Source organism: Actinomycetota bacterium, from assembly GCA_030774015.1.
In the GTDB taxonomy this organism is placed as follows: Bacteria; Actinomycetota; UBA4738; order UBA4738; family JACQTL01; genus JALYLZ01.
The window spans coordinates 1-20,991 of sequence record JALYLZ010000160.1 but is presented as its reverse complement, the minus strand read 5'-3'; the positions used below and the strand labels follow the sequence as shown (position 1 = coordinate 20,991).

The following is a 20,991-nucleotide window of genomic DNA, read 5'->3' as shown; positions in this document are numbered from 1 at the left end:
CCTGCAGGTCGCGCTCGGCTCCGAGCGCGACCCGGAGCGCTTCGGCGAACATGACCTGCTGGTCCAGGATCAGGACCCGGATGCGGCGGTTCCGCGACGCCATCGGGGGAAATGCTACGGGGAAGGGGTCCGCGCTTCGAGCATCCCCCTCGGGGTGGCTCCACCCGGGCCCGGCCGCGAGTTGATGGCGGTTGGACCGCTCGGGTAGCGTTCCGGGACCGGTTCGCGGTTCGGGGAGCCGGATGCCGGCAAGGGATCCCGCCCGCGAACGAAGGAGGAACCGTGTCCCGATTGGAAGGCAGGGTGGCCGTCGTGACCGGCGCGGGCCGGGGGATCGGCCGGGCCACCGCGATCCGGCTGGCCGGGGAAGGCGCGGCCGTGGTCGTGAACGACGTCGACGCCGATCCGGCCAAGGAGACGGTGCAGGCCATCGAGGAGGCGGGCGGCCGGGCCGCGGTCTCCACGCACGACACGGTGGACCTCGAGCAGGCCCGGGCCATGATGGCGCAGGCCGCCGAGGAGTTCGGCTCGGTCGACGTGCTCATCAACAACGCCGGCATCACCAGGGACAAGACCTTCCACAACCTCGACGACCAGCTGTGGGACTTCGTCCTGAACGTGAACCTGAAGACGGCCTTCCACTCCACGCTGGCCGCCATGCCGTACATGCGGGACGCGGCCAAGCGGGAGATGGGGGAGCAGGGCCAGCCCGCCTACCACCGCAAGATCGTGTTCACCTCGAGCTCGGCGGCCCTTCAGGGCAATCCCGGCCAGGCCAACTACACCGCGGCCAAGGGCGGGATCATCGGGCTGACCCGGACCCTGGCCCGGGAGCTGGGGTCGTTCCACATCAACGTGAACGCGGTGGCGCCGGGGTTCATCGAGACCCGGCTGACCGCGGCGAAGCAGGAGGGATCGGACATGGGGATCCCGGAGCCGAACCGGCAGATGGCGCTCATGGTCATCGGCCTCGGGTACGCGGGCCAGCCGGAGGACGTGGCGAACGTCCACCTGTTCCTGGCTTCGCCGGAATCGGACTACGTCTCGGGTGCCATCATCCCGGTGACCGGTGCCATGCTGGGGACGTGAAGGGGAACGTGAAGCCGCCATGCCGCTGAACCAGTCGCTGAAGGGCAAGGAGTACGGCGAGATCAGCTTCCCCGTGGAGCGGGACCGCGTGGTGCAGTTCGCCGACGCCATCGGGGACGACAACCTGATCTACCGCGACGCCGAGGCGGCGAAGGCCGCCGGGTTCCCCGAGCAGGTGGCGCCGCCCACGTTCCCGACCACGATGCAGCTCCAGACCAGCGGCCAGGTGGTGCTGGACCCCGAGCTCGGCCTCGACTACTCGCGGGTGGTGCACGGGGAGCAGGAGTTCGAGCTCCGGCGGCCCGTCGTGGTGGGCGACGTGCTGACGGCGACGCCCCGGATCGCCGACATCTACGCGAAGAAGAGCAACGAGTTCCTGGTCACCGAGTCCGAGATCAGGGACGCGTCGGGTGACGTGGTCGTGGTCATGCGCTCGACCATCATCTCCCGGGGCACGGGGGGCGGCTAGATGGCGGCGACCGTGCGCTTCGACGACGTGAAGGTGGGGGACGAGATCCCCGTGCACGCCAAGGTGGTGAAACGGGAGGATGTGAAGGCCTACGCCGACGCGTCCGGGGACCAGAACCCGCTGCACCAGGACGACAACTTCGCCCGCAGCGTGGGCTTCCCGGGGATCATCGCCCACGGGATGTTCACCATGGCCCACCTCACCACCGGGCTGACCCGGTGGCTGGGGGACCCCGCCGCGCTGAAGGCCATCGGCGTGCAGTTCCGGGCCGTGGTGTTCATGGACGAGACCATCGAGGCGGGTGGGACGATCGCCGAGCTCGACCCGGGCACCAAACGTGCCAAGCTGGACGTCTGGGTCCGGGTCGAGCGCGCGGGGGTGAGCGAGTATCCGATCAAGAACAGCCGCGCAGAGGTGGAACTGGCCTGAGGGCGAGCCCGAATGCCGGAGCCGTGTCGGGCGGGCCGCGGGCCCGCCCTCGCGCTTCCGGGGAACTTCCTACCGCTCCGTAACCTACCGGCGGGTAGTCGCGTCTTACAGGAGGTCGGATGGTCGGTCGTGACCTGCTGGCCTCGGCGAAGGCCGGCGATCCCGCCGCCTTCGAGGAGCTGGTCGCCCAGACCCATCGGCGGGTGTACTCGGTGGCGTACCGGCTGGTCGGCGACCGGGCCGAGGCCGAGGACGTCGCGCAGGAGGCCTACCTCCGGATCTTCCGGGGGCTGGCTGGCTTCCGGGAGGAGGCTCGGTTCGAGACATGGATGTATCGGATCGTCGCGAACTGCGCGGTGAGCGCGCTCCGGCGCCGGGGGAGATTCGGCGACGTCGTGCCGGGCGAGGAGCTCGACCAGCCGGCGCCGGAACAGATCGAGCAGCAAACCGTGGACTCCGACGAGCTGACCCGGGCCCTGGCGGAGCTTCCCGAGGGCCAGCGGGTCGTGGTCATCCTGAAGGACGTCTACGGGCTGTCGTGCCGGGAGATCGGGGACGAGCTGGGCGTGGAGGAGGGAGCCGTGAAGGTGCGGCTGCACCGGGCCCGGCGGCGCCTGGCGGACATCATCACGGGAGGCTCGGATCGTGGCGGTGACGTGTGAGGAGGTCCGGGAGCTCCTTCCCGAGTACGCCGACTGGGGTCCGCGGCCCGCGGGGGACGTGGAACACCACCTGGCCTCCTGCCAGGGATGCAGCGCCGTGCTGGCCTCCCTCCGGAGCCTGCTGAGCTCCCTGGAAGGCCTCCGCTCGGTCGAGGTCGAGCCGGATCCGGGGTTCCTGGAGCGCACCCTCGAGGTCGTCCACGCCGGGACCGGCCCGGGGCGGGTGGTCTCGATCGCGGAGCTCCGGGCGGCCAGGAACCGCCTGGCGGGGATGGTCCGTATGCCCCGGACGGGCTACGCGGTGGCCTCGCTCACGGGCGCGGCGGTCGGCGCGACCGCCATCGCCCTGCTGTGGTGGCGCATCGCCCGCCGTGCCATGACGCACGGCGCGATGTAGCGGCGAGAGCCTCGCCCGGTTCCCAGCGTTTGGGTTCCGCTCGGGTTCTCAGGAAGCCCGGTTGCGGCCGGCCGTGGTCCGCTGGAGGCCGGTGGCCACGGTGGCCATGGTGTCGCCCAGCTGGTCCACCACGGTTTCCACCTCGCGGTCGAACCGGTCGCCGATCTTGGCCACGGAGCGATCCATCCGGTCCGCCAGCGCGCCGCCGACCTTGACCACCACGTCGGCCGTGGAGCGGTTCTCCCGGCGAAACACCTCTGCCACCATGGCCAGCCGCTTGTCCAGGGCGTCGCCGATCTCGGCCGGGATGGCGGCGGCGAGCTCGTTGACCGCGCGGATCGCTTCCTTGGCGGCGGCTTGCTGCTCGACCACCTCCAGCCGCTCGGCCAGGGCCTGGTGGTCCGAGCGGACCATGCGGGCCAGCGCGGCCACACGGTCGTCCAGCACCCGGGCCATGCTCGCCTCCAAGGTCTGCTGGATGAGCTCGAGGGACTTCGCTGACTCCCGGATCCCGACGGCGGCGCTGGTGAGCTCGGCCGTGGTCGGGACCAGCCGGGAGGCGAGGATCTCGTCGATGGCCTCGCCGGACCGCTCCACCAGCGACTCCTCCAGGGCCCCGAGTCCCGCCCGCATGGCCCGGTCCATCTGCTCGACCCGGTCTCCGATGGAGCGTTCCAGGTCCACGAACCTGCGGTCGAGCATGGCCACCAGGTCGGCCATGCCGACCTCCACGGAGCGCAGGACCTCCCGGCCGATCGCCTCCTCCAGCCGGTCGACGGTCCATCCCAGCGCGGACGACATCATCTCCATGAGCCGGCCCAGCCGCTCGTCCAGCTCGTGGGTGATCTCGGCGGTTCCGGCCTGCTCCAGGATCAGGCGCTTGACGTCCTCGGTCTCGGTTCGAAGCTGCTCGGCCAGCGACTCCACGTGCCGGGACTGCTCCTCGATGCGGGCGATGGCCTTGGTCTCCAGGACGCCCAGGCTCTCGGCCACGATGCGGGCCTGCTGCTCGATCTGGTCGTGGACGCTCTGCGCGTGCAGCGCGATGGCGTCGCGGACGCTGAAGTCGGCCTGCTCGGCCCGGGTCTCCAGGCGCTGCTCGATGGCCTGGAGGACCCGCTCCACCTCGGTGCGCATCTCCCCGGCCTGGTTTCGGGCCAGCGTCTGGAGCCAGTCGATCAGGGCCCGGTCCCGCTCGCCCAGGTACTGGACGACGGAGCCGAGGTACTCCTGCATCGCGGTCAGGCGATCGCGGACGGTGTCGAGCCCGTTCGGCTCCGTGCCCGGGGTGGCCCCGCCCTGCGCCGCGATCGCCGTCTCCACCCGCTGCGCCAGCTCCCGGGCGAAGCCGGTCTGGGCCGTCGCGGCGGCCTGAAGCCAGTCCCTCACCCGGACGGCGAACTCGCTCTGTCCCTCCAGCGACCGCTCCACCTGTTCCCGGAGGGCGCGGATCTCCTGCGCGTCGAGGCCTTCCGTGCCCCGGAGGGCTTCGCGAAGCCCCTCGAGGTTGCCGGCGGTCAGGGCTTCCTTGATGGCCGTGGCGGCCTGGTCGACCCGCCACATGCCCTCCTCGATCCGGGCCACCCGGACGTCCAGGGCCTGGAACCGATCGTCGCTGTGGGCGATCAGGCCGCGGATGGCCTGCTCGCGGGACAGGTCCCGGAGGATCCGTTCCTTGAGGTCCTTCACCTCGGTGCCGGTGGCGTGCCAGACGTCGTCGGCCACCTGCCGCATCGTGGCCAGCGCGTTGTCCGCGATCACTCGAAGGCTCTCCTCGAAGCGCTCCGCGATCGCCTGGTGCGCCGTTGCGATCACCGCCTCCAGGCGGGGGTCACCGAGGGAGGGGGACGCGGAACGCCTCGAGGAGAACAGACGGCGCTTTGGGTCACCTGCCATGCCGGATAAGCCGGACTGACCGGACTCGTTCATGGACTCTCGCTTCCGGGGCCGGCGCGACGCGTCCGCGAGGCACAGTCTAGGCCGGGGATTTCGAGAAATCACGCATCCCGCGTAGGGAATCCGGCCGGTATCCGCCGCTGTCCCGCGAGGGGTTCCCGCCCGTCTCCCGCCTCTATACTGGCCGTCGGCCGGACCGGCTGCGCTCGCGCGCCGGTCGGTCCCCAGGGGCGTAGCTCAATTGGTAGAGTCCCGGTCTCCAAAACCGGTGGTTGGGGGTTCGAGTCCCTCCGCCCCTGCTCGGTGGAGCCCACCTGGAACTTCCTGTCCACGCACGGTCTCGTCCTGATGGTGCTGACGCGCCAGCCGGACCTGCGCCTGCGCGACATCGCGGTCACCGTCGGGATCACCGAACGGGCCGCCCAGAACATCGTGAACGACCTCGTGGTCACCGGGTACCTGGAGCGGACCCGGGTCGGGCGGCGGAACCACTACCTGGTCCGGGGTGATCGGCCCCTCCCGCAGGGCTCCATCCGGTCCCACCAGGTCGCGGACGTGGCCCGGGTCCTGGGAGGGGCGGTCCAGGTCGCTCCTGCCGGCGAGGACTGCCGGGCCGTCGTCATCGCCTGCAGCGACTTCCGGATCCAGGGCCAGCTCCGCCAGCTCCTGGCAATCCAGGGCCTCCTGGACCAGGCCGAGACCATCCTGTGGCCGGGGGCGCCGTGGGCCATCGACCTCCCGTACGGCGAACGCATCCTCGAGGCCGCGAAGACGCTCGCTCCGCCCGATCTGGAGCGAGTTCTCCTGGTGGTCCACCGGGCCTGCCCGGCCCCGGACGCCCCGACTCGGGAGGGCGTACAGACCCTCCGGGAGGCCCTGACCCGGCTTCGGGGCACGGTGTCCCAGCGGGTCCGAGACGTCTTCGGCCTGGAGCCCGAGATGTGGTTCGTGGACGAAGAAGGGCTGCGGGGCGGGCGGGCCCCGTCCAGGGCCGCGGCGGCCAGCATCGAACAACCATCCGCTTGATTCCGGAAGCCTCAGTCCCCCTACGCTTCGCGGTCGGGGTGGCCTGGCTGCCCCTCGCCGGGATCACGGGGACCGTGCTGGGGTCCCTCCTGTGGGGGTGGTTCGGCGACCGGATCGGCCGGCGCTCGTCGATCCTGCTGGCCGCCGTCGTGTTCATCGCCACGGCGGCGTGTGGCTCCATGCCCAACTACACCTGGAACTTCGTGACCTGCTTCATCATGGGCCTGGGGGTGGGAGGGATGTTGCCCATCACGTTCGCCCTGATGGCCGAGACCATCCCGGCCCGGCACCTGGGGTGGGTCATCGTCCTCATCGGAGGGACGTGGCCGGCGCCTACATCATCACCAGCACTCTGGCCTCGACCATCGGGGCACCCACGCATCTCGGGTGGCGGGTCCTCTGGCTGCTTGGGCTTCCCACCGGGCTCCTGCTCGTCCTGGTGAACCGGTGGATCCCCGAGTCACCCCGGTTCCTCCTGGCCCACGGCAGGGACGAGGAAGCCCGTGAGGTGATGGAGCGCTACGGCGCCCACGTGGTGGAGGAGGAACACTCCGACCTCGAGGTCGAGGACCGGGTGAAGGGGCGGTTCGCGCAGCTGCTGGCCACCCCGTTCGGCGGCCTCTCGCTCGTGGTCCTGCTGCTGGGGATCGGGATCGGCATGGTCCAGTTCGGGTTCCAGCAATGGATCCCCTCCAACCTCCAGAAGCTCGGGTTCACGGAGGTGGACGCGTCGAGGATCCTCCGGGACTCGGCCCGCATCGGGTTCCCCCTGAACTTCCCGATCGCGTATCTGTACGGGTTCTGGAGCAGCAGGAAGACCATCATCCTGATGGCCAGCCTCACGGCGGCCGCCCTGTTCGGGTTCATGGCGGCGGGCAACAGCGTGGCGCACAACAAGCCGTTGCTGTACGGCTTGCTGATCGTCCCGATCTGGGGCATCAGCTCGCTCACGGCCGTCGCGGTCGCGTACGCCTCAGAGATCTATCCGACCAGGGTCAGGTCGCGCGGGACCGGGCTGGCGGCGGGGGCCACCAAGTTCGGCGGGGTGCTGATCCTGGCCATCGTGGTGTCGAAGCTCGCCATTCCCAGCATCTCCCTGACGGCCCTGTACGGCGCCATCCCGCTGGTTCTCGCGGTCGTCGCGCTGGCCCTGTTCGGGGTGGAGACCAAGAAGAAGCAGCTCGAGCAGATCACGGCGGAGGAGCTGAAGCGGCCTGTCGCTCGGGTCAGGACCTGATTGAGTGCAGTCACTTGATTCCGGAAACTCGCTTCTATAGTCTTCGCCCCGCAGTTGGCCGTTCGGGCCTTGAAGGTGACGGGTTCTCCACCGGATAGGGAGGGGGCGATCGATGGCGACGAGCGCGGCGGAGCCGCGGGTCAAGGGCAAGGTGACGGGGATCGAGTACCCGCACCCGGCGGCGTTCAAGCTCGGCGTGGCCGCGGTGACGGTGGGTGTGGCGATGCACCTGCCGTTCTTCTTCTCGGCCCGGCACAACAAGCCGATCCTGGGGGTGGGCCGCTACCACCTGGCGGGACAGACCCCGGACTCCTGGATGTGGTTCGGGATGGTCCTGATCTTCGCCGGGCTCGCCGCGACGGCGTACGGAGTGTTTCCCCGTCTGTCAGAGGTCAGCCGCGGGTACGTGTCGAGGATCCGGGTCCGGGCCCTCGACGCCGCGCCCCTGAAGCCGGCCCACGTGGCGCTGCTGCTGGTCATGGCCGCGGCCATCACCATCGACGTGATGAAGCCGGTGACCCTGGCCTTCATCGCTCCCGGCGCGGCCGCCGAGTACGGGTTGAAGTCGCCGCTCAACCCGACCGCCCACGCCCTGCCGGTCGGGCTGTACCCGCTGTGCGGGATCTCGGGGACGGTGATCGGGTCGTTCCTGTGGGGGTACTTCGGGGACAAGATCGGACGGCGGGCCTCGATCCTGCTGGCGGCCATCATCTTCATCGCCGTCGCGGTGTGCGGGGCCATGCCCGTGTTCTGGGCGAACCTGGTGGTCTGCTTCATCATGGGCCTGGGGGTGGGCGGCATGCTCCCGATCACGTTCGCCCTGATGGCCGAGACCATCCCGGCCCGCCACCGGGGGTGGCTGATGGTCCTGATCGGCGGCGACGTGGCCGGCGCGTACATCATCTGCAGCACGCTGGCCTCGACGATCGCCTCGCCGGAGCACTTCGGGTGGCGGATGCTGTGGTGGGTGAGCCTCCCCACCGGCCTCGTCCTGCTGCTGCTGAACCGGTTCATCCCGGAGTCGCCCCGGTTCCTCCTCCAGCACGGGCGGGACGAGGAGGCCAGGGCCATCATGGAGCGCTACGGCGCCGAGGTCACCGAGGGCGAGGACTCGCTGCTTCGGGTCGAATCGCACGTCCGCAGCCGGTTCGCCCAGCTGTTCAGCCGCGATTTCGTGGGGCTGTCCGTCATCGTCCTGCTGCTGGGCCTGGGTGTCGGCATCGTGCAGTACGGATTCCAGCAGTGGATCCCCTCGAACCTCCAGAAGCTCGGGCTGAGCTCGGTGTCGGCGAGCTCGATCCTGCGTGACTCCGCGCTGATCGGGTTCCCGTTCGTCCTGCCGATCGCCTACCTGTACGGGTTCTGGAGCGCCAAGAAGACGATCATCCTCATGGCCGCCATCACCACGGCGGCCATGATCGGGTTCGCCACGACCGGGAGCAGCCATCTGATCCACGACGGGAAGGCAACGCCGCTGCTGTACCTGCTGCTGGTGGGCCCGATCTGGGGGATCCAGGGCCTGACCTCGGTGTCGGTGGCGTATGCCTCGGAGGTGTTCCCGACCAAGGTCCGGTCGCGGGCCACGGGGTTGGCGGCGGGCGCCACCAAGTTCGGCGGCGTGCTGATCCTGGCCACGGTGGTCGCGGCCATCGCGGCACCGTCCATCCGAAGCACGGCCATCATCGGCGCCGTCCCGCTGATCCTGGCCATCGTGGCGATGATGGTGTTCGGCGTGGAGACCAAGAAGAAGCAGCTGGAGCGGATCACCGCCGAGGAGCTGCACGAGTCCGTGGACGTCTGAGGGGGTCCGGATGCAGGCGCAGATCGAGCTTCCCCGGCGATCCGTTCGCTCGCTGCGGGCGGCCGCGCCGCTGTGGGCCGTGCTCGCCGCGGTGGGGGCCCTGGCGTGGGTGGTGACGGTACGGGAGGCCCGGACCATGGGGGTCGGCCCGGGGACCATGGGGCTCGCCTTCCCGTCCTTCATGTGGATGTGGGCGGCCATGATGGCGGCCATGATGCTCCCGGCCGTCGGGCTGATCGCGGCGGAGGAGTCCGTGGGCCTCGAGCGAGCTCGCCTCGGCGAGGCCGGGCGCGTTCCGGGAGTCCTGGCCTTCGGGGTGGCGTTCCTGGCCCCGTGGGCCGTGTATGGAGCCCTCGCGTTCGCGGCCCTGGTGGGCACGGGCCGGCTGGCCGGGGCCTCGCCCGAGGTGGCCCGGTGGCTGGGCGTCGGTATCTTCGCCGTGGCCGGCCTGTACCAGCTCTCGCCCTGGAAGCTGAGGGCGCTCGAGCACTGCCGGACGCCGATGCACCGGTCGGGAGGGCCCGGGATGGGCGGCGACCTCGTGGCGGGACTGCGGGACGGCGCCTACTGCGTGGGGTGCTGCTGGGCCCTGATGACCGTCCTCATGGCCGTCGGCGTGATGAACCTCGGGGCCATGGCGGGACTGGCGGCCGTGATCTTCACGGAGAAGGTCGTGCCCCGTCCCCGGCTGGTCGCGGGGGTAGCGGGCGTGGTGCTCCTGGCTCTGGCCGTGGCCGCCGCGGTTCATCCGTCCCTGCTGTCCGGGCTGGCCGGCCCGGGGATGGGTCCGGGGATGGGGATGGACGCCGCGGGAACGGGCATGGCGGCGGGCGGGATGTGAGGGTCGTGTCCGGGACTGCCGTGCGAGTGGCCGTGGGCGGGATGACCTGTCCCACGTGCGAGGAGAGCCTGGAGCGTGCCCTGGGCCGGCTTCCGGGCGTCCGGACCGTGTCGGCCGACCACCGGGCCGGGGCGGTGGAGCTCCGGTTCGACTCGGATCCCGACCGGGGGGCCATCCGCCAGGCGGTGGAGGACGCCGGGTACGATCTGGAAGGATTCGGGCCGGGAGGAGCATGACCGCGCAGTCCCTCTCCGAGCGAGAGGTCGTCCTCGACATCGAGGGGATGACCTGCGCGTCCTGCGTGGACCGGCTGGAGCGGGTGCTGGCCCGGCAGCCCTCCGTCGCCGAGGCCCGGGTCAGCCTGGCCACCCGAACCGCCGCGGTGCGCTACGGCGCGGCGGATCCGTCCCCCCTCGTCGTGGCGGTGGAGAAGGCCGGATACGGGGCCCGCCTGCGCGAGGCCTCCCCGGACGGGTCGCCACCCTCGCCCCGGGACGAGATCCGGGACTATCGGCGCCGCCTGGCAGTGGCGGCGTTCTGCTCGTTCGACGTGCTGGTCCTCTCCCTGATCGCGGCGCCCGGTTCCCACCCCAGCATCCTGGCCGCGTGGGCCCTGGCCACGCCGGTGCAATTCTACGCGGGCTGGCCGTTCCTGCGGGCGGCCTTTCGCGCGGCCCGCCAGCGCGTCTACACCATGGACACCCTGATCGCGTGCGGCTCGCTCGCCGCGTACGGCTACAGCGCGGGCGCGGCGGCGAGCGGTGCCCATCACGTGTACTTCGACACATCGGCCATGATCGTCACGCTCATCCTGCTGGGCCGCGTCCTGGAGACGACGGCTCGGGCCAGAGCGGGGGACGCCGCGCGCGTGCTGCTGGAGCGGCAACCCCGGGTGGCCACCCTTGTGGATGGGCCGAACGAGCGGAAGGTGCCGGCGGCCGAGCTCCGGGTCGGGGACCGGGTGGCCGTGTTGCCGGGCCAGCACGTCCCGGCCGACGGAATCGTACGCACGGGCACGTCGTCGGTGGACCTGTCCATGCTCACCGGCGAGTCCGTTCCGGTCGACGTGGAGGCGGGCGCCGAGATGTTCGGGGGCTCGCTGAACCGTCAGGGGCGCCTGGAGGTCGAGCTGACCCGGGTGGGCGCGGAGACCAGGCTGGCCCAGATCGTGCGGCTGCTGGAGGTGACCCAGGCCTCCAAGGCCCCCATCCAGCGGCTGGCCGACCGGGTGGCCGCCGTGTTCGTCCCCCGCATCCTCGCGCTTGCGGCCGGCGTGTTCGCGGTGCTGTGGGTGTTCGGCCCGGGCGGCCTGGGCGGGGCGCTGCTCCGGGCGGCGGCCGTGCTGCTGGTGGCGTGCCCCTGCTCGCTGGGCCTGGCCACCCCCGTGGCCATCATGGCGGGCAGCGGCCGGGCCGCCGAGCTCGGGATCCTGTTCAAGGGGGGAGAGGTGTTCGAGGCGGCTCGCCGCATCGACACCGTCCTGATCGACAAGACCGGCACGCTGACCGAGGGCTCCATGAGCCTGAGGGAGATCGTCCCGGTCGGAGCCGGTTCCGAACAGGAACTGCTGCGGCTGGCGGCGGCGGTCGAGCGGGGGTCGGAGCATCCCATCGGCCGGTGCGTGGTTCGGGCCGCGGAGGAACGACAGGTCGACGTCCCCGCCGGAACCGATCACCGGGCCCTGCCGGGCGCGGGGATCGAGGCCAGGGTGGGCTCCCGTCTCGTCCGGGTGGGGCGCCCGGAAGGCCTTCCCGGGGAGCTGGCGGCCCGTTCGAATGCCCTCGCCGCCGGAGGGCTGACCGTGTTCGCGGTGTGGAGCGACGGCGAACCGGTGGGGCTGCTCGGGGCGTTCGACGCCGTGAAGCCGGGCGCGGCCGAGGCGGTGGGACGGCTCCGCCGGTGGGGGCTCGACGTCGCGGTGGTGAGCGGCGACCGCCGGGCGGCCGTGGAAGCCGCGGCCCGCGATGCCGGCATCGACCGGGCGGTGGCCGAGGTGTTCCCGGAGGGCAAGGTCGAGGAGGTCCGGCGGCTCCAGGCGGCCGGGAAGCACGTGGCGTTCGTGGGCGACGGGGTGAACGACGCCCCGGCCCTGGCCCAGGCCGACCTCGGCATCGCCCTCGGCACCGGCACGGACGTGGCCATGGAGGCCGGCGACGTGCTGATCCTGGGCGGGGACCTCCGGCTGGTGGCCGACTCGCTGCAGCTGGCCCGGCGGACCTTCGCCGTCATCGCCCAGAACCTGGTGTGGGCCTTCGCCTACAACGTGCTCATGATCCCGCTGGCGGTGGCGGGCAAGGTGTCGCCGACGGTTGCCGCCGCGGCCATGGCGGGCTCGAGCGTGACCGTGGTGGGGAACGCCCTGCGGCTGCTGCGCTACGGAGCGGGACGCCGTGAGGAGCGGGAGGCAGCCGACGCTGCCCGGCCGGTTCCCGGGCCCCTCCCGCAGACCGTGGCCGTGGTCCCGAGACGCCTCGCCCTCGCCGTGCCACGCGCCGCGAACGCCGGCTTCCCCCCGGAAGGGCCGCAGCCCCGGGCCACGCCGGAGCGAGCCCCGGCCCCGGAGAGCCCCGGCGGTTCGACGGACGGGAAGGAGAGCTTCGCCCGGCAGGAGTCCAGAAGGATCCTCTCGGCCCTGGGGCGCCTGCTCGAGAAGCAGTGGGAGGCCTGAGGTACCGCGGAGGCCCCGGCGTCAGGTGCCGGTGATGGTCTCGCAGCTCGTCATGACGCCGCCGTCGGGCTCGCTGGAGCAGGTGTCGTTCTTCAGCCCGCCGTTGATCCAGTCGAACCCCGGCCCGCCGGTGATGTGGTCGTATCCACTCCCTCCGAGCACGACGTCGTCCCCCGCGCCCGCGTCGATCTGGTCGCTCCCGCCTCCGCCGTAGATCACGTCGTTCCCGTCCCCGCCGGAGATGATGTCCGCACCGCCGTTCCCGCAGATGACGTCGTCGCCGGGCGTGCCGATCAGGGTGTCCTTCCGCCACGTGCCGGTGATGGTGCAGGCCAGCAGGGGCTGCCAGTCGGGCGCCAGCTCCGCACCCGGGTCGGTGGTCAGCCGCACCGGGGACGTGCCGTCGGCGGCCATCGTGTAGAGGTCCTTGTTCCCGTCACCCAGGACGAAGGCGGTGAACGCGATCATCGTGCCGTCCGGCGACCACGCCGGGTCGAACTCGTCGGTGGTCAACGTGTTCGTGAGGTCGGTCTCGAACCGGGCGGCGACGTCGATGGTGTACAGGTCCGACTGGCCGTCCGGGCAGCACCGGTCGAACGCGATCCGGGTGCCGTCGGGGGACCAGCTCGGATGGCCCTCGATCCAGGTGTTCGTGGTCAGGCGCTGGAGCCCGGATCCGTCCGCGTTCACCACGTACAGCTCGGGGAAGGCGCCGGGCTTGGAGCGGATGAACGCGATCCGCGTGCCGTCGGGCGACCAGGCCGGGTTCGTGTCGGAGGCCTGGGCCCAGGGGTGGGTGACCTCGTGCGGGAACGACCCGCCCGCGCCCATGACCCAGATGTGGAAGCCGCCGTAGTTCCCGCCAGCCCGGGCGTAGGCGATCCGCGTGCCGTCGGGCGACCAGGCCGGCTGGCGCTCGGGCACGGAGTCGGCGGTCAGGCGGATCCGGCCGGAGCCGTCGGCGAACATCACCCAGATGTCCGGTGAGGCCTGGGTCCCCGCGGGCTTGCGGGCATAGGCGATGAGGGTCCCGTTGGGAGACCACGCCGGGTCCAGGTCCTGGGCCCCCGGTGCCCTGGAGATGTCCCGCATCCCGGAGCCGTCGGCGCCCACCCGGTAGAGCTCGCTGTCGCCCGCCTGGACGTCCCGGAACACCAGGTCGCCGTTCGTCGCCGGCACGGCGGCCCCGCCCGTCGCCGCCCGCCCCGCCCCGGCCGGGAGGCCGGCCAGGAGCAGCAGTGCGAGCGCCGCGACCGTGGCGGTCCGGCGGGCCGAGGACGGGAGGAGTTCCCGGGACGGGCGGCGAGGAGGCATCCGCACCATGGGCCGACGACGCTACGCGGCGGTTCCGCGGCCGTCAACCGTATTGCGCCATGTGAGTGCTTGGTGAGGATTGCCGCGCTTCTGGTCGTTCGATACGATGCCGCGGCATGCCTCGCCCCCGGCGAGCCTCCGTCCTCGCCACTCTCGCCGCCTTTCTGCTCGCCGGTGCCACCGCGTTCGGGCACCCGGCCCCCCCCGCATTGGGGGCGGCCCGCGCGCACCGGTATCCGTGGGGGCCGGGAAAGCCGTCCGGGAAGGTCCACACCACCCGCATCACCGATGGGCTGTGGCTCACCCGGATCGTGCAGAAGAAGGTTCCCCGGCGGATCTTCGTCCTGACCGTGGACCTGGCGACCGCGCTGACGGCGGACGTGGCGCTGTCCAACGACTCCATTCCGGGGTTCGAGCGCCCGACCAGCATGGCCAAGCGCCACGGCGCCATCGCCGCGATCAACGGCGACTTCGGCCTGGGGTCCGGCCGGCCGGCCCATTCCTTCGCGGAGGACGGCGACCTGAAGCAGACCCAGTTCGCCTTCGGCCAGGAAACCGCGGTGACCCAGGACGACAAGCAGGTGTACATGGCCGCCCCGCACGTCACGGTCACCGCCACGGAGGTCGGGTCGGGGCAGTCCTGGGCGGTGGACCGGTTCAACGACGGGCCACCGCAGAGCGGCGAGCTCGCGGGGTTCTCGGCGCCCGGCGGGTCGCTCGAGGACCCGCCCTCGTATTCCTGCTGGGCCCGGCTGCTGCCGGTGGGGTCGCCGCTGTGGGCCGACCCCCAGCCCGGGGTGTCTCGCGACTACTCGGTGAGCGACGCCGGGTGCACCCAGTCGGCCCCCGCCCTCCAGGGCGGCGTGGTGCTGGCGGCCGCGCCCGGGAGCGACGAGGCCATCGCGCTGCTGTCCCTCTCCCTCGGCGAGACGGTCCGCTTGACCTGGTCGTTCGGGTGGCCGGGGATCCTCGACGCCATCGGGGGCATCCCCATGCTGGTCCGGGATGGGGCGAACGCCGTCACCACCTGCACCAGCTATTTCTGCCGCGGCCCCCACCCCCGGACCGGGATCGGGGTCACAGCCGACGGCAAGCTCCTGCTGGTGGTGGTGGACGGCCGAAAGGCGAAGTACTCGCTCGGCATGAGCCTGCCGCAGTTCGCCGGCCTGTTCCTCCAGCTGGGGGCGGTCCGGGCGGTGAACCAGGACGGCGGCGGGTCCTCCCTCATGTGGGTGAAGGGCCAGGGGATCGTGAACAAGCCTTCCGACGGGCAGGAGCGAGCGGTCTCCTCGGCCTTCCTGATCCTGCCCGGTCCCGATCCGGGCGACCCGCTCGGTCCCCTCGGCACTCCGTCGCCCAGCCCCTCTCCGACGCCCACGCCCACGCCCACCGCGGCGCCGGGCTCCGCGGCGCCGGTCCCGGGCCCGGGCGTGGGTGCCCCCGGACCGGGTTCCCCCGGAGTGGCCGCCGAGCTCGACCCGGGCTCCACCGGGGGGATGCTGGACGCCCTCGCTCGAGGGGACCTCGGTCCCCACGGGCCGCTCCCGGAGGCGCTGCGGATGGAGCTGCGGCGCTTCCGGTCGAAACAGGGTCGCTAGCAGCGGGAACCGAAAGCCCCTCAATTCCATCGAAGAGGTGCCGAACAGTACCCCGAAAAGGTTGATCGGGGTACCCCGACCGGCTACGCTTTGCGGGCCATTGAGACGGGGGCCCCGCGTGCGGTGTCCTCTCTATGGACGTTGGAGGAATCTGGCCTGGTGGCAATCGCAGACAAGGAACTCACCCGCGACAGCGGACCGGCCCTGGAAGACCGGCATCTGGCCATGGCCTTCAAGGCCGGCGACGAGTCGTCCTACGGCGTGATCCACCAGCGCTACCGGGCGGAGGTCGAGACGCTGTGCCGCCGCATGCTCGGCAACTTCCACGACGCCGAGGAAGCGACCCAGGAGACCTTCATCCGGGTGTTCCAGGCCCTCCCCCGGTTCAACGGGCAGTACCGCCTGCGCCCCTGGATCGCCAAGATCGCCACCAACGTGTGCCTCGACATGCTTCGGGCCCGGACCCGGGCCAAGCGCCTGGAGTACGACGGGAACGGCAACGGCCACTCGAACGGAAACGGCCACTCGAGCGGCAACGGCAACGGCAACGGGAGCGGCCAGTTCCTGTCGACCGAGGAGTGGGTGGAGCGCCACCAGGCCGTCGGGAACGGCAGCGGGAACGGCGAGCTGCTGGACCCCCTCGAGATCCTGGAGCGGCGGAGCCATGCCGGCGAGGTCCGCGCGGCCCTGGCCACCCTGCCCGACCACTACCGCATGGCCCTGCTCATGCGGGAGTACGAGGGCTTCTCCCACGAGGAGATCGGGGCCGTCCTCGGGATGTCGACGTCGCAGGTCAAGGCCCTGCTGCATCGGGCCAAGAAGAGCTTCCGGAAGGTGTGGATGGCCACGGCGACCCGCTCGTTCGGCCTGGTCCTGCCGGTGCTGGGATGGCTCCGCCGGTTCGGCCGACGGGCGGTGGAGGTGAGCCAGCCGGTCACGGCCGGCGCCGCGACCACGTCCCAGACGGCCACGTCGGTGGTCACGTCCGTGGCCGCCTCCCCCGCGACGGCCTCCGTGGCCGAGCGGGTGGTGGGCGTGATCGCGGCCGTCACCGTGACCGGAGCCATCGGGGTGGGTGCCGTCACCGCGGCCCATCACGGACACCACGCCGCGCCCGCCAGGAACGCCCCCGTGGTGGTGTCCATCCCGACGCCCCCGCCCACCGTCGCCCTGGCCGGGAAGGGCAAGGCGGCCGCCAAGCACGTCGTGCCGCCCAGCCGCGGCGAGCAGAAGGCCAAGGTCCTCCCGCTCCTGCCGAACGTGATCCTCACGCCGAGCGCGGCTCCGTCGACCGGGCCATCGACCTCGCCGACCGGAACCGTGCAGAGCCCGCCGCCCACCCCCGGCACGCCGGACGGGGAGCCGACCCCACCGCCGTCCACGGGCACCGCGGGCGGAACGCCCGACCCGACCACCAGTCCGACGCCCCCGGTGTCGCCCTCGCAGCCCGCGGTCATCCCGGCCCCGCCGGCCTGGTCGGGTGGCTTCCACGTCGCCTTCGAAGGCGGGGACCTGTGCGTGTGCGACGGGTTGAAGGAGACGCCGGGGAGCTCATCGGGGACTCCCGGAAAGGACTTCCGGTTCGTCCAGCACCTGAGCGGTTCGGGCGATCTGAGCGGGGTGACCTGGGACGTCGACGTCACTGTCGCGGCCTCGATCCCCGGAGCGGACCAGGACGGGACGCTGAACATGACCTTCCTCATGACCGGCTCCGACGGGACGACCTGGCGGTTCGACGGCCAGGGCAGCCTGGCGCCGGTGCCCGGCGACCACGCGGACGGCATCTGGACCTGGCAGCCGGTGGGCACGTGGTCCTCCGGTCCGGAGCTCGGCTTTTCGGGGAACTTCGACGGCCTGTTCCGGTGGTGGACCGACGGGGCCACCGACAATCAGCCGGTTGAGTCGTCACTGTCGCTGACCCAGGCTTCATAAGGCGGCCCGGAAAGTTTTGGGGGGAAGCGCAACCCTGGGCGGTTGCGGGCGTTGAATACAGCAGAGAGGGAGTGATCCCTCTGCCTGTCCGAGCGTGGACGGGCGAGTTCGTGAGGCCGTCGGAGGAGGAAAGGGGGTGCCGCAGGGACGAATCGGGCCTTGTGGTGCAAGCAAGTAAGGAAGTACGACCAGGAGGTGGAGTTTTGTTCAAGACAAAGACCGTAAGGCGGCGAGTGCTGGCGTTGTGTACCAGCCTCACCGTCGCGATGGGCTTTGGTCTCGCTGCGGCGACCCACGCCGCCGCCTTCGCTCCGACCGGCGTCATGAACTTCAATCCCAACTGGGACTCGACGCTGACGGACGCGGACGGACCTGAGCCCAGCATCATCGTGCTGTCGGACAAGTTCGACGGCATCGACCAGTTCGCGCACCTGACGCTGGTGGCTGCCACCAACGCCGTTTCGGCGATCTGGTACCTGTGCCCGCCGGGAACCTACGGCGCGCCCGGGGCCAGCGTCCCTGCGACCTTCCCGCCGGCGTCGGCGTGCATCCCGATCGGCACGGACACCCAGGGGACCACTCCGGTGGCTCCCGGCGTCGGCGTCGACACGGCGTTCGAGCTGTTCTACGACATCCCGGTGACCCAGGACGGGTCGGCCCGGGACATCGTCTCGTTCGCGTGTGACACCGTCGCGGCAGCCGGCCACTGCACCGGCCAGGCCGAGACCGGCGTCATCCTCGATGACGCTGGCACCGGCTCGACCAACGGCGCATCCTCGTCGGGCGAGCTGCTCGACTGGTGCGTCGACGTCCCGCCACTCACGGGGACGTGCGACACGGCCCGGCACCCTGCCGGGCACGGCTCGGCCGTTCCGGCGGCCGTGCTGAACGGGCCGTTCCCGCCGGGCTCGAACCTCCTGGTTCGGGCGCGGTTCAGCACGGACGTCGACAACGCCACGTTGTGCATCGACTTCCACGCCGATGCCTTCGATCCGCCGGACCAGTGCGGCGACACTGCCGCAGGCGGTGAGTCGTTCGACGCGACAACCCAGTCCGCTCCTGCGTACGCCTTCGCGGGCTTCACGGTCCCGATGAGCACCTTCCCGATCAACTCGGAGATGGGCTGGTACCTGTTCGAGGACGACGACAACTTCGGCGGCGAGGCCGACTTCAACGACGGCTTCTGCCACACCGGCAGCCCGACTCCGGTCGGGGCGGGCGGACTGCCCGACCCGGGCGAGGGGCGGACCTGCCTCCTCGACAGCCACTACATCGTGGCTGCTGTCCCGACGGCCGCTCAGGTCCACCTCACGAACGACGAGAGTGTGGCCCCCGGCGACCAGGGCCCGACGTTCTGTCAAGACGGCAACCGTGCGAAGGGCGACCTCGTCCTGACCGGGTCCGAGGACCAGGTCATCGGTTGTGTGTTCGACCAGTTCGCCGAGCTCAACGCGAATGACGACAAGGACCCGTTCGACCTGCTCGGACACGAGCCGGTCACCTTCGTGCTCACCGGTCCGGCAACGATCGACGAGTGCGAGGGTCTGACCAACGTCATCGCGAACAGCGGGACGACCTGTCATCTGACCAACGCCAACCTCGAGGTCGCGGACAACAAGTACGAGATGGAGTGGCACGCCACCCAGCTGCCGAACGGCGGCCCGACGGCGGCCGTTTCCATCACGTTCTGTGTCGACCCCGAGGACAACGGCTGTGCCGACGCTGGCACGCTCCAGGACACGGTCAACAAGACGGTGGTTGCGGGTATCGACCACGTGCACCTGCGGAAGACCCGTAACCTCCAGTTCCACCCGAACTGCCATGTGGGACCGGTGTCGATCACGCGGAGGGCTGGAACCAGGGTCTCCCTGACCGCCTGTCTGCACGACATCTTCCACAACTTCAGCGCGCTGGACGCTCCGGTGATCTGGAGGCTGGACACGTCGGGAGTCTTCTCTGGAGCCGCTGACCCGGCCCGATTCGTCGGACAGCCGGACCAGTGCTTCGGGAACGACTGTGACTTCACCGTGGACCAGCTCTTCGGCATCGCTCCGTTCACTGCCGCCGACTTCGACGGCACCGGCAAGGCCATCGCCAAGGTGACGGCCAAGCCGCGCGCAGCTGGTCACCTGACCAGGGTGTTCGCGTGCCTCGACCTCGACCTCAATGGCGAGTGCGACGCACTTCAGCCGGACTTCATCGTGCACGTCGAGGAGATCCTAGGGCTGAACCTGACGAACACCGAGGCGCTCATGGAGATCCACTGGAAGTAACAGCGCCTCGAGCTCTGGTCTGACCAGAGAACGGGTAACCAGGACCGGCCCCCTTCGGGGGGCCGGTCTCTTTTCGGCCCCGTTTCGGTCGTCGGCCGGTTCCCCCGCCGGCCTCCCCCGCCCGGGGGTCCGTTTGGGCCCTCCCTGCGTCTAAAGGTCCCCTCCGGGTGCACCGATAGAGGTCGCATGGAGATCATGCGAAGCAGCTCGACGACCGACACATCCCGCCGGCGCAACCCCGATGCACTGGCCACCGACACCTTCAGCCTGGGGAAGCCCTGGCGGCCCAGGCGATGGCCCTACGCACTGGTGGCGTCGGCCGTCGCCGCGAGCATGGTGGCAGCGTCCGCCGTGGGCCACGGTATGGCCCCGAGGCGCGGGGTGGCCCTCCAGCTGGTGTCAGACCAGAGCGTCCGTCCGTCTTCGCCCCTTCACCGGCACGTCCAGCTGGGTCATTTCGGCGGGGTGCAGGAGCGGGCGGTGTGGGTGACCACGCCGTCCGGAGCAGCGGGCAGCCCGGCGGGGTCCGCCGGGGTCTCCGGCTCGGGGTTCGCGCCCTCGTCGCAGGGTGGCGCGAGCACGGCCGGTCAGGCTCCGACGGCACTCGGCGGGGCCGCGGGGTCCGGGTCGGCTTCCTCCGGTTCGACGTCGTCCGTGGCGGGCTCGGGGATCGCCCTCGCCCCCGTCGCTCCGGTTCCCGTCGCGCCGGCGGCTCCGGTGGCTTCCGCCACCGTGACGCCCTCGCCGTCGCTGAGCGCTTCCCCCACCGGCTCTCCCAGCGCCACCCCGTCGGCTTCCGGGTCCACCAGCGGGACGGACCTGTCGCAGTGGGTGGCCGAGTGTGACGTGGGCGACCCCGGCACGGGACCCGGGACCGCCGCCTGGAACGTGTACTGGCAGCACCACGCCGAGCCCGCCGCCTCGGCCTTCCCGATCGACCAGATGAACTACCCGTGCGGCCCGGGCTGGATCATCATCCCCGGATCGGACCCGTTCACCCCGCCCGTGTGGAACGGGGTCGACGCCCCCTTCGCGCCGCCCACGAACATGGACGGTGGCCAGATGTTCACCGCCGCCGGCGACGCCACGGCGCAGCAGCTCTCCTCCGAACTGTCCGCTGCCGGCGTGCCGATCAGCGACTCGGGGCAGCTCCTCGGCTACGGTGCCGACGGCGCTCCGATCCACGTCACGGCGTGGTGGACGCTGACGCCCGACGTGAAGAACGCCGCGGCGGCCATCATGTTCAAGCACGACGCGTACCCGCACCCCATGTGGCGGACCGACGCCTACCACTGGGGCTACGGAAACATCGGCGTAGGGCTCCCGACGTAGGGAGTTGTTCCCTCCCTCCCCTGTGAG

At 71.2% G+C, this 20,991-nt stretch carries 16 protein-coding genes, 1 tRNA gene and 1 pseudogene; 16 read left to right on the top strand and 2 right to left on the bottom strand.

Annotation, left to right across the window (positions count from 1 at the left end):
• The first annotated feature begins 282 nt into the window (after nucleotides 1-282).
• The 5 genes from M3Q23_15860 (at nucleotide 283) to M3Q23_15840 (ending at nucleotide 3,046) form a co-directional block, all read left to right on the top strand.
• Nucleotides 283-1,089 (top strand): SDR family oxidoreductase, encoded by an 807-nt coding sequence (locus M3Q23_15860; protein MDP9343531.1) that lies wholly within the window; start codon nucleotides 283-285, stop codon nucleotides 1,087-1,089.
• Nucleotides 1,090-1,108: 19 nt separating this feature from the next.
• The gene (locus M3Q23_15855) at nucleotides 1,109-1,558 is read left to right on the top strand and encodes a MaoC family dehydratase N-terminal domain-containing protein (protein ID MDP9343530.1); all 450 of its coding nucleotides are present in this window, start codon (nucleotides 1,109-1,111) and stop codon (nucleotides 1,556-1,558) included.
• Nucleotides 1,559-1,987 carry a MaoC family dehydratase N-terminal domain-containing protein gene (locus tag M3Q23_15850; protein ID MDP9343529.1) on the top strand — a complete coding sequence of 143 codons (429 nt, stop codon included), beginning with the start codon at nucleotides 1,559-1,561 and terminating at the stop codon, nucleotides 1,985-1,987. It abuts the gene before it with no gap.
• Nucleotides 1,988-2,106: 119 nt separating this feature from the next.
• The gene (locus tag M3Q23_15845; GenBank protein MDP9343528.1) at nucleotides 2,107-2,649 is read left to right on the top strand and encodes an RNA polymerase sigma factor; all 543 of its coding nucleotides are present in this window, start codon (nucleotides 2,107-2,109) and stop codon (nucleotides 2,647-2,649) included.
• Nucleotides 2,633-3,046 (top strand): zf-HC2 domain-containing protein, encoded by a 414-nt coding sequence (locus M3Q23_15840; GenBank protein ID MDP9343527.1) that lies wholly within the window; start codon nucleotides 2,633-2,635, stop codon nucleotides 3,044-3,046. Before M3Q23_15845 ends, M3Q23_15840 begins: the two co-directional genes overlap by 17 nt.
• A gap of 48 nt (nucleotides 3,047-3,094) precedes the next feature.
• On the opposite strand, the gene M3Q23_15835 is transcribed toward M3Q23_15840, so the two are convergent.
• Complete coding sequence (locus tag M3Q23_15835; GenBank protein ID MDP9343526.1) at nucleotides 3,095-4,942, bottom strand: hypothetical protein; 1,848 nt, start codon at nucleotides 4,940-4,942, stop codon at nucleotides 3,095-3,097.
• A 226-nt stretch (nucleotides 4,943-5,168) separates the two neighbouring features.
• On the opposite strand from M3Q23_15835, the gene M3Q23_15830 reads away from it, so the two are divergent.
• The 7 genes and pseudogenes from M3Q23_15830 (at nucleotide 5,169) to cadA (ending at nucleotide 12,515) form a co-directional block, all read left to right on the top strand.
• Nucleotides 5,169-5,241 (top strand) — tRNA-Trp (locus M3Q23_15830).
• 4 nt (nucleotides 5,242-5,245) lie between these two features.
• Nucleotides 5,246-5,968, top strand: a complete 723-nt coding sequence (locus M3Q23_15825; GenBank protein MDP9343525.1) for a MarR family transcriptional regulator — start codon at nucleotides 5,246-5,248, stop codon at nucleotides 5,966-5,968.
• 74 nt (nucleotides 5,969-6,042) lie between these two features.
• Nucleotides 6,043-7,173: pseudogene (locus tag M3Q23_15820) on the top strand (MFS transporter).
• Between the two features lie 144 nt (nucleotides 7,174-7,317).
• The gene (locus M3Q23_15815; GenBank protein MDP9343524.1) at nucleotides 7,318-9,006 is read left to right on the top strand and encodes an MFS transporter; all 1,689 of its coding nucleotides are present in this window, start codon (nucleotides 7,318-7,320) and stop codon (nucleotides 9,004-9,006) included.
• A 10-nt stretch (nucleotides 9,007-9,016) separates the two neighbouring features.
• The gene (locus M3Q23_15810; protein ID MDP9343523.1) at nucleotides 9,017-9,847 is read left to right on the top strand and encodes a DUF2182 domain-containing protein; all 831 of its coding nucleotides are present in this window, start codon (nucleotides 9,017-9,019) and stop codon (nucleotides 9,845-9,847) included.
• Between the two features lie 5 nt (nucleotides 9,848-9,852).
• Nucleotides 9,853-10,083, top strand: coding sequence for a heavy-metal-associated domain-containing protein (locus M3Q23_15805; GenBank protein ID MDP9343522.1), 231 nt, complete (start codon nucleotides 9,853-9,855; stop codon nucleotides 10,081-10,083).
• On the top strand, nucleotides 10,080-12,515 hold the full coding sequence (gene cadA, locus M3Q23_15800; protein ID MDP9343521.1) for a cadmium-translocating P-type ATPase: 2,436 nt from the start codon (nucleotides 10,080-10,082) through the stop codon (nucleotides 12,513-12,515). Before M3Q23_15805 ends, cadA begins: the two co-directional genes overlap by 4 nt.
• Before the next feature lie 21 nt (nucleotides 12,516-12,536).
• Here cadA and M3Q23_15795 read toward each other — a convergent pair whose 3' ends face one another.
• A complete protein-coding gene (locus M3Q23_15795) occupies nucleotides 12,537-13,838 on the bottom strand; it encodes a hypothetical protein (GenBank protein MDP9343520.1) in 1,302 nt (433 codons plus the stop codon).
• A 107-nt stretch (nucleotides 13,839-13,945) separates the two neighbouring features.
• On the opposite strand from M3Q23_15795, the gene M3Q23_15790 reads away from it, so the two are divergent.
• The 4 genes from M3Q23_15790 to M3Q23_15775 all read left to right on the top strand — a co-directional run bounded on the left by M3Q23_15790 (nucleotide 13,946) and on the right by M3Q23_15775 (nucleotide 20,964).
• On the top strand, nucleotides 13,946-15,427 hold the full coding sequence (locus tag M3Q23_15790) for a phosphodiester glycosidase family protein (GenBank protein MDP9343519.1): 1,482 nt from the start codon (nucleotides 13,946-13,948) through the stop codon (nucleotides 15,425-15,427).
• Between the two features lie 159 nt (nucleotides 15,428-15,586).
• Entirely contained in the window at nucleotides 15,587-17,359 is a 1,773-nt protein-coding gene (locus M3Q23_15785; GenBank protein MDP9343518.1) for an RNA polymerase sigma factor, read from the top strand.
• Between the two features lie 233 nt (nucleotides 17,360-17,592).
• Nucleotides 17,593-19,632: a hypothetical protein gene (locus tag M3Q23_15780; GenBank protein MDP9343517.1), complete on the top strand. Its 2,040-nt coding sequence runs from the start codon at nucleotides 17,593-17,595 to the stop codon at nucleotides 19,630-19,632.
• Between the two features lie 186 nt (nucleotides 19,633-19,818).
• On the top strand, nucleotides 19,819-20,964 hold the full coding sequence (locus tag M3Q23_15775; GenBank protein MDP9343516.1) for a hypothetical protein: 1,146 nt from the start codon (nucleotides 19,819-19,821) through the stop codon (nucleotides 20,962-20,964).
• The last annotated feature ends 27 nt before the right edge of the window (nucleotides 20,965-20,991 follow it).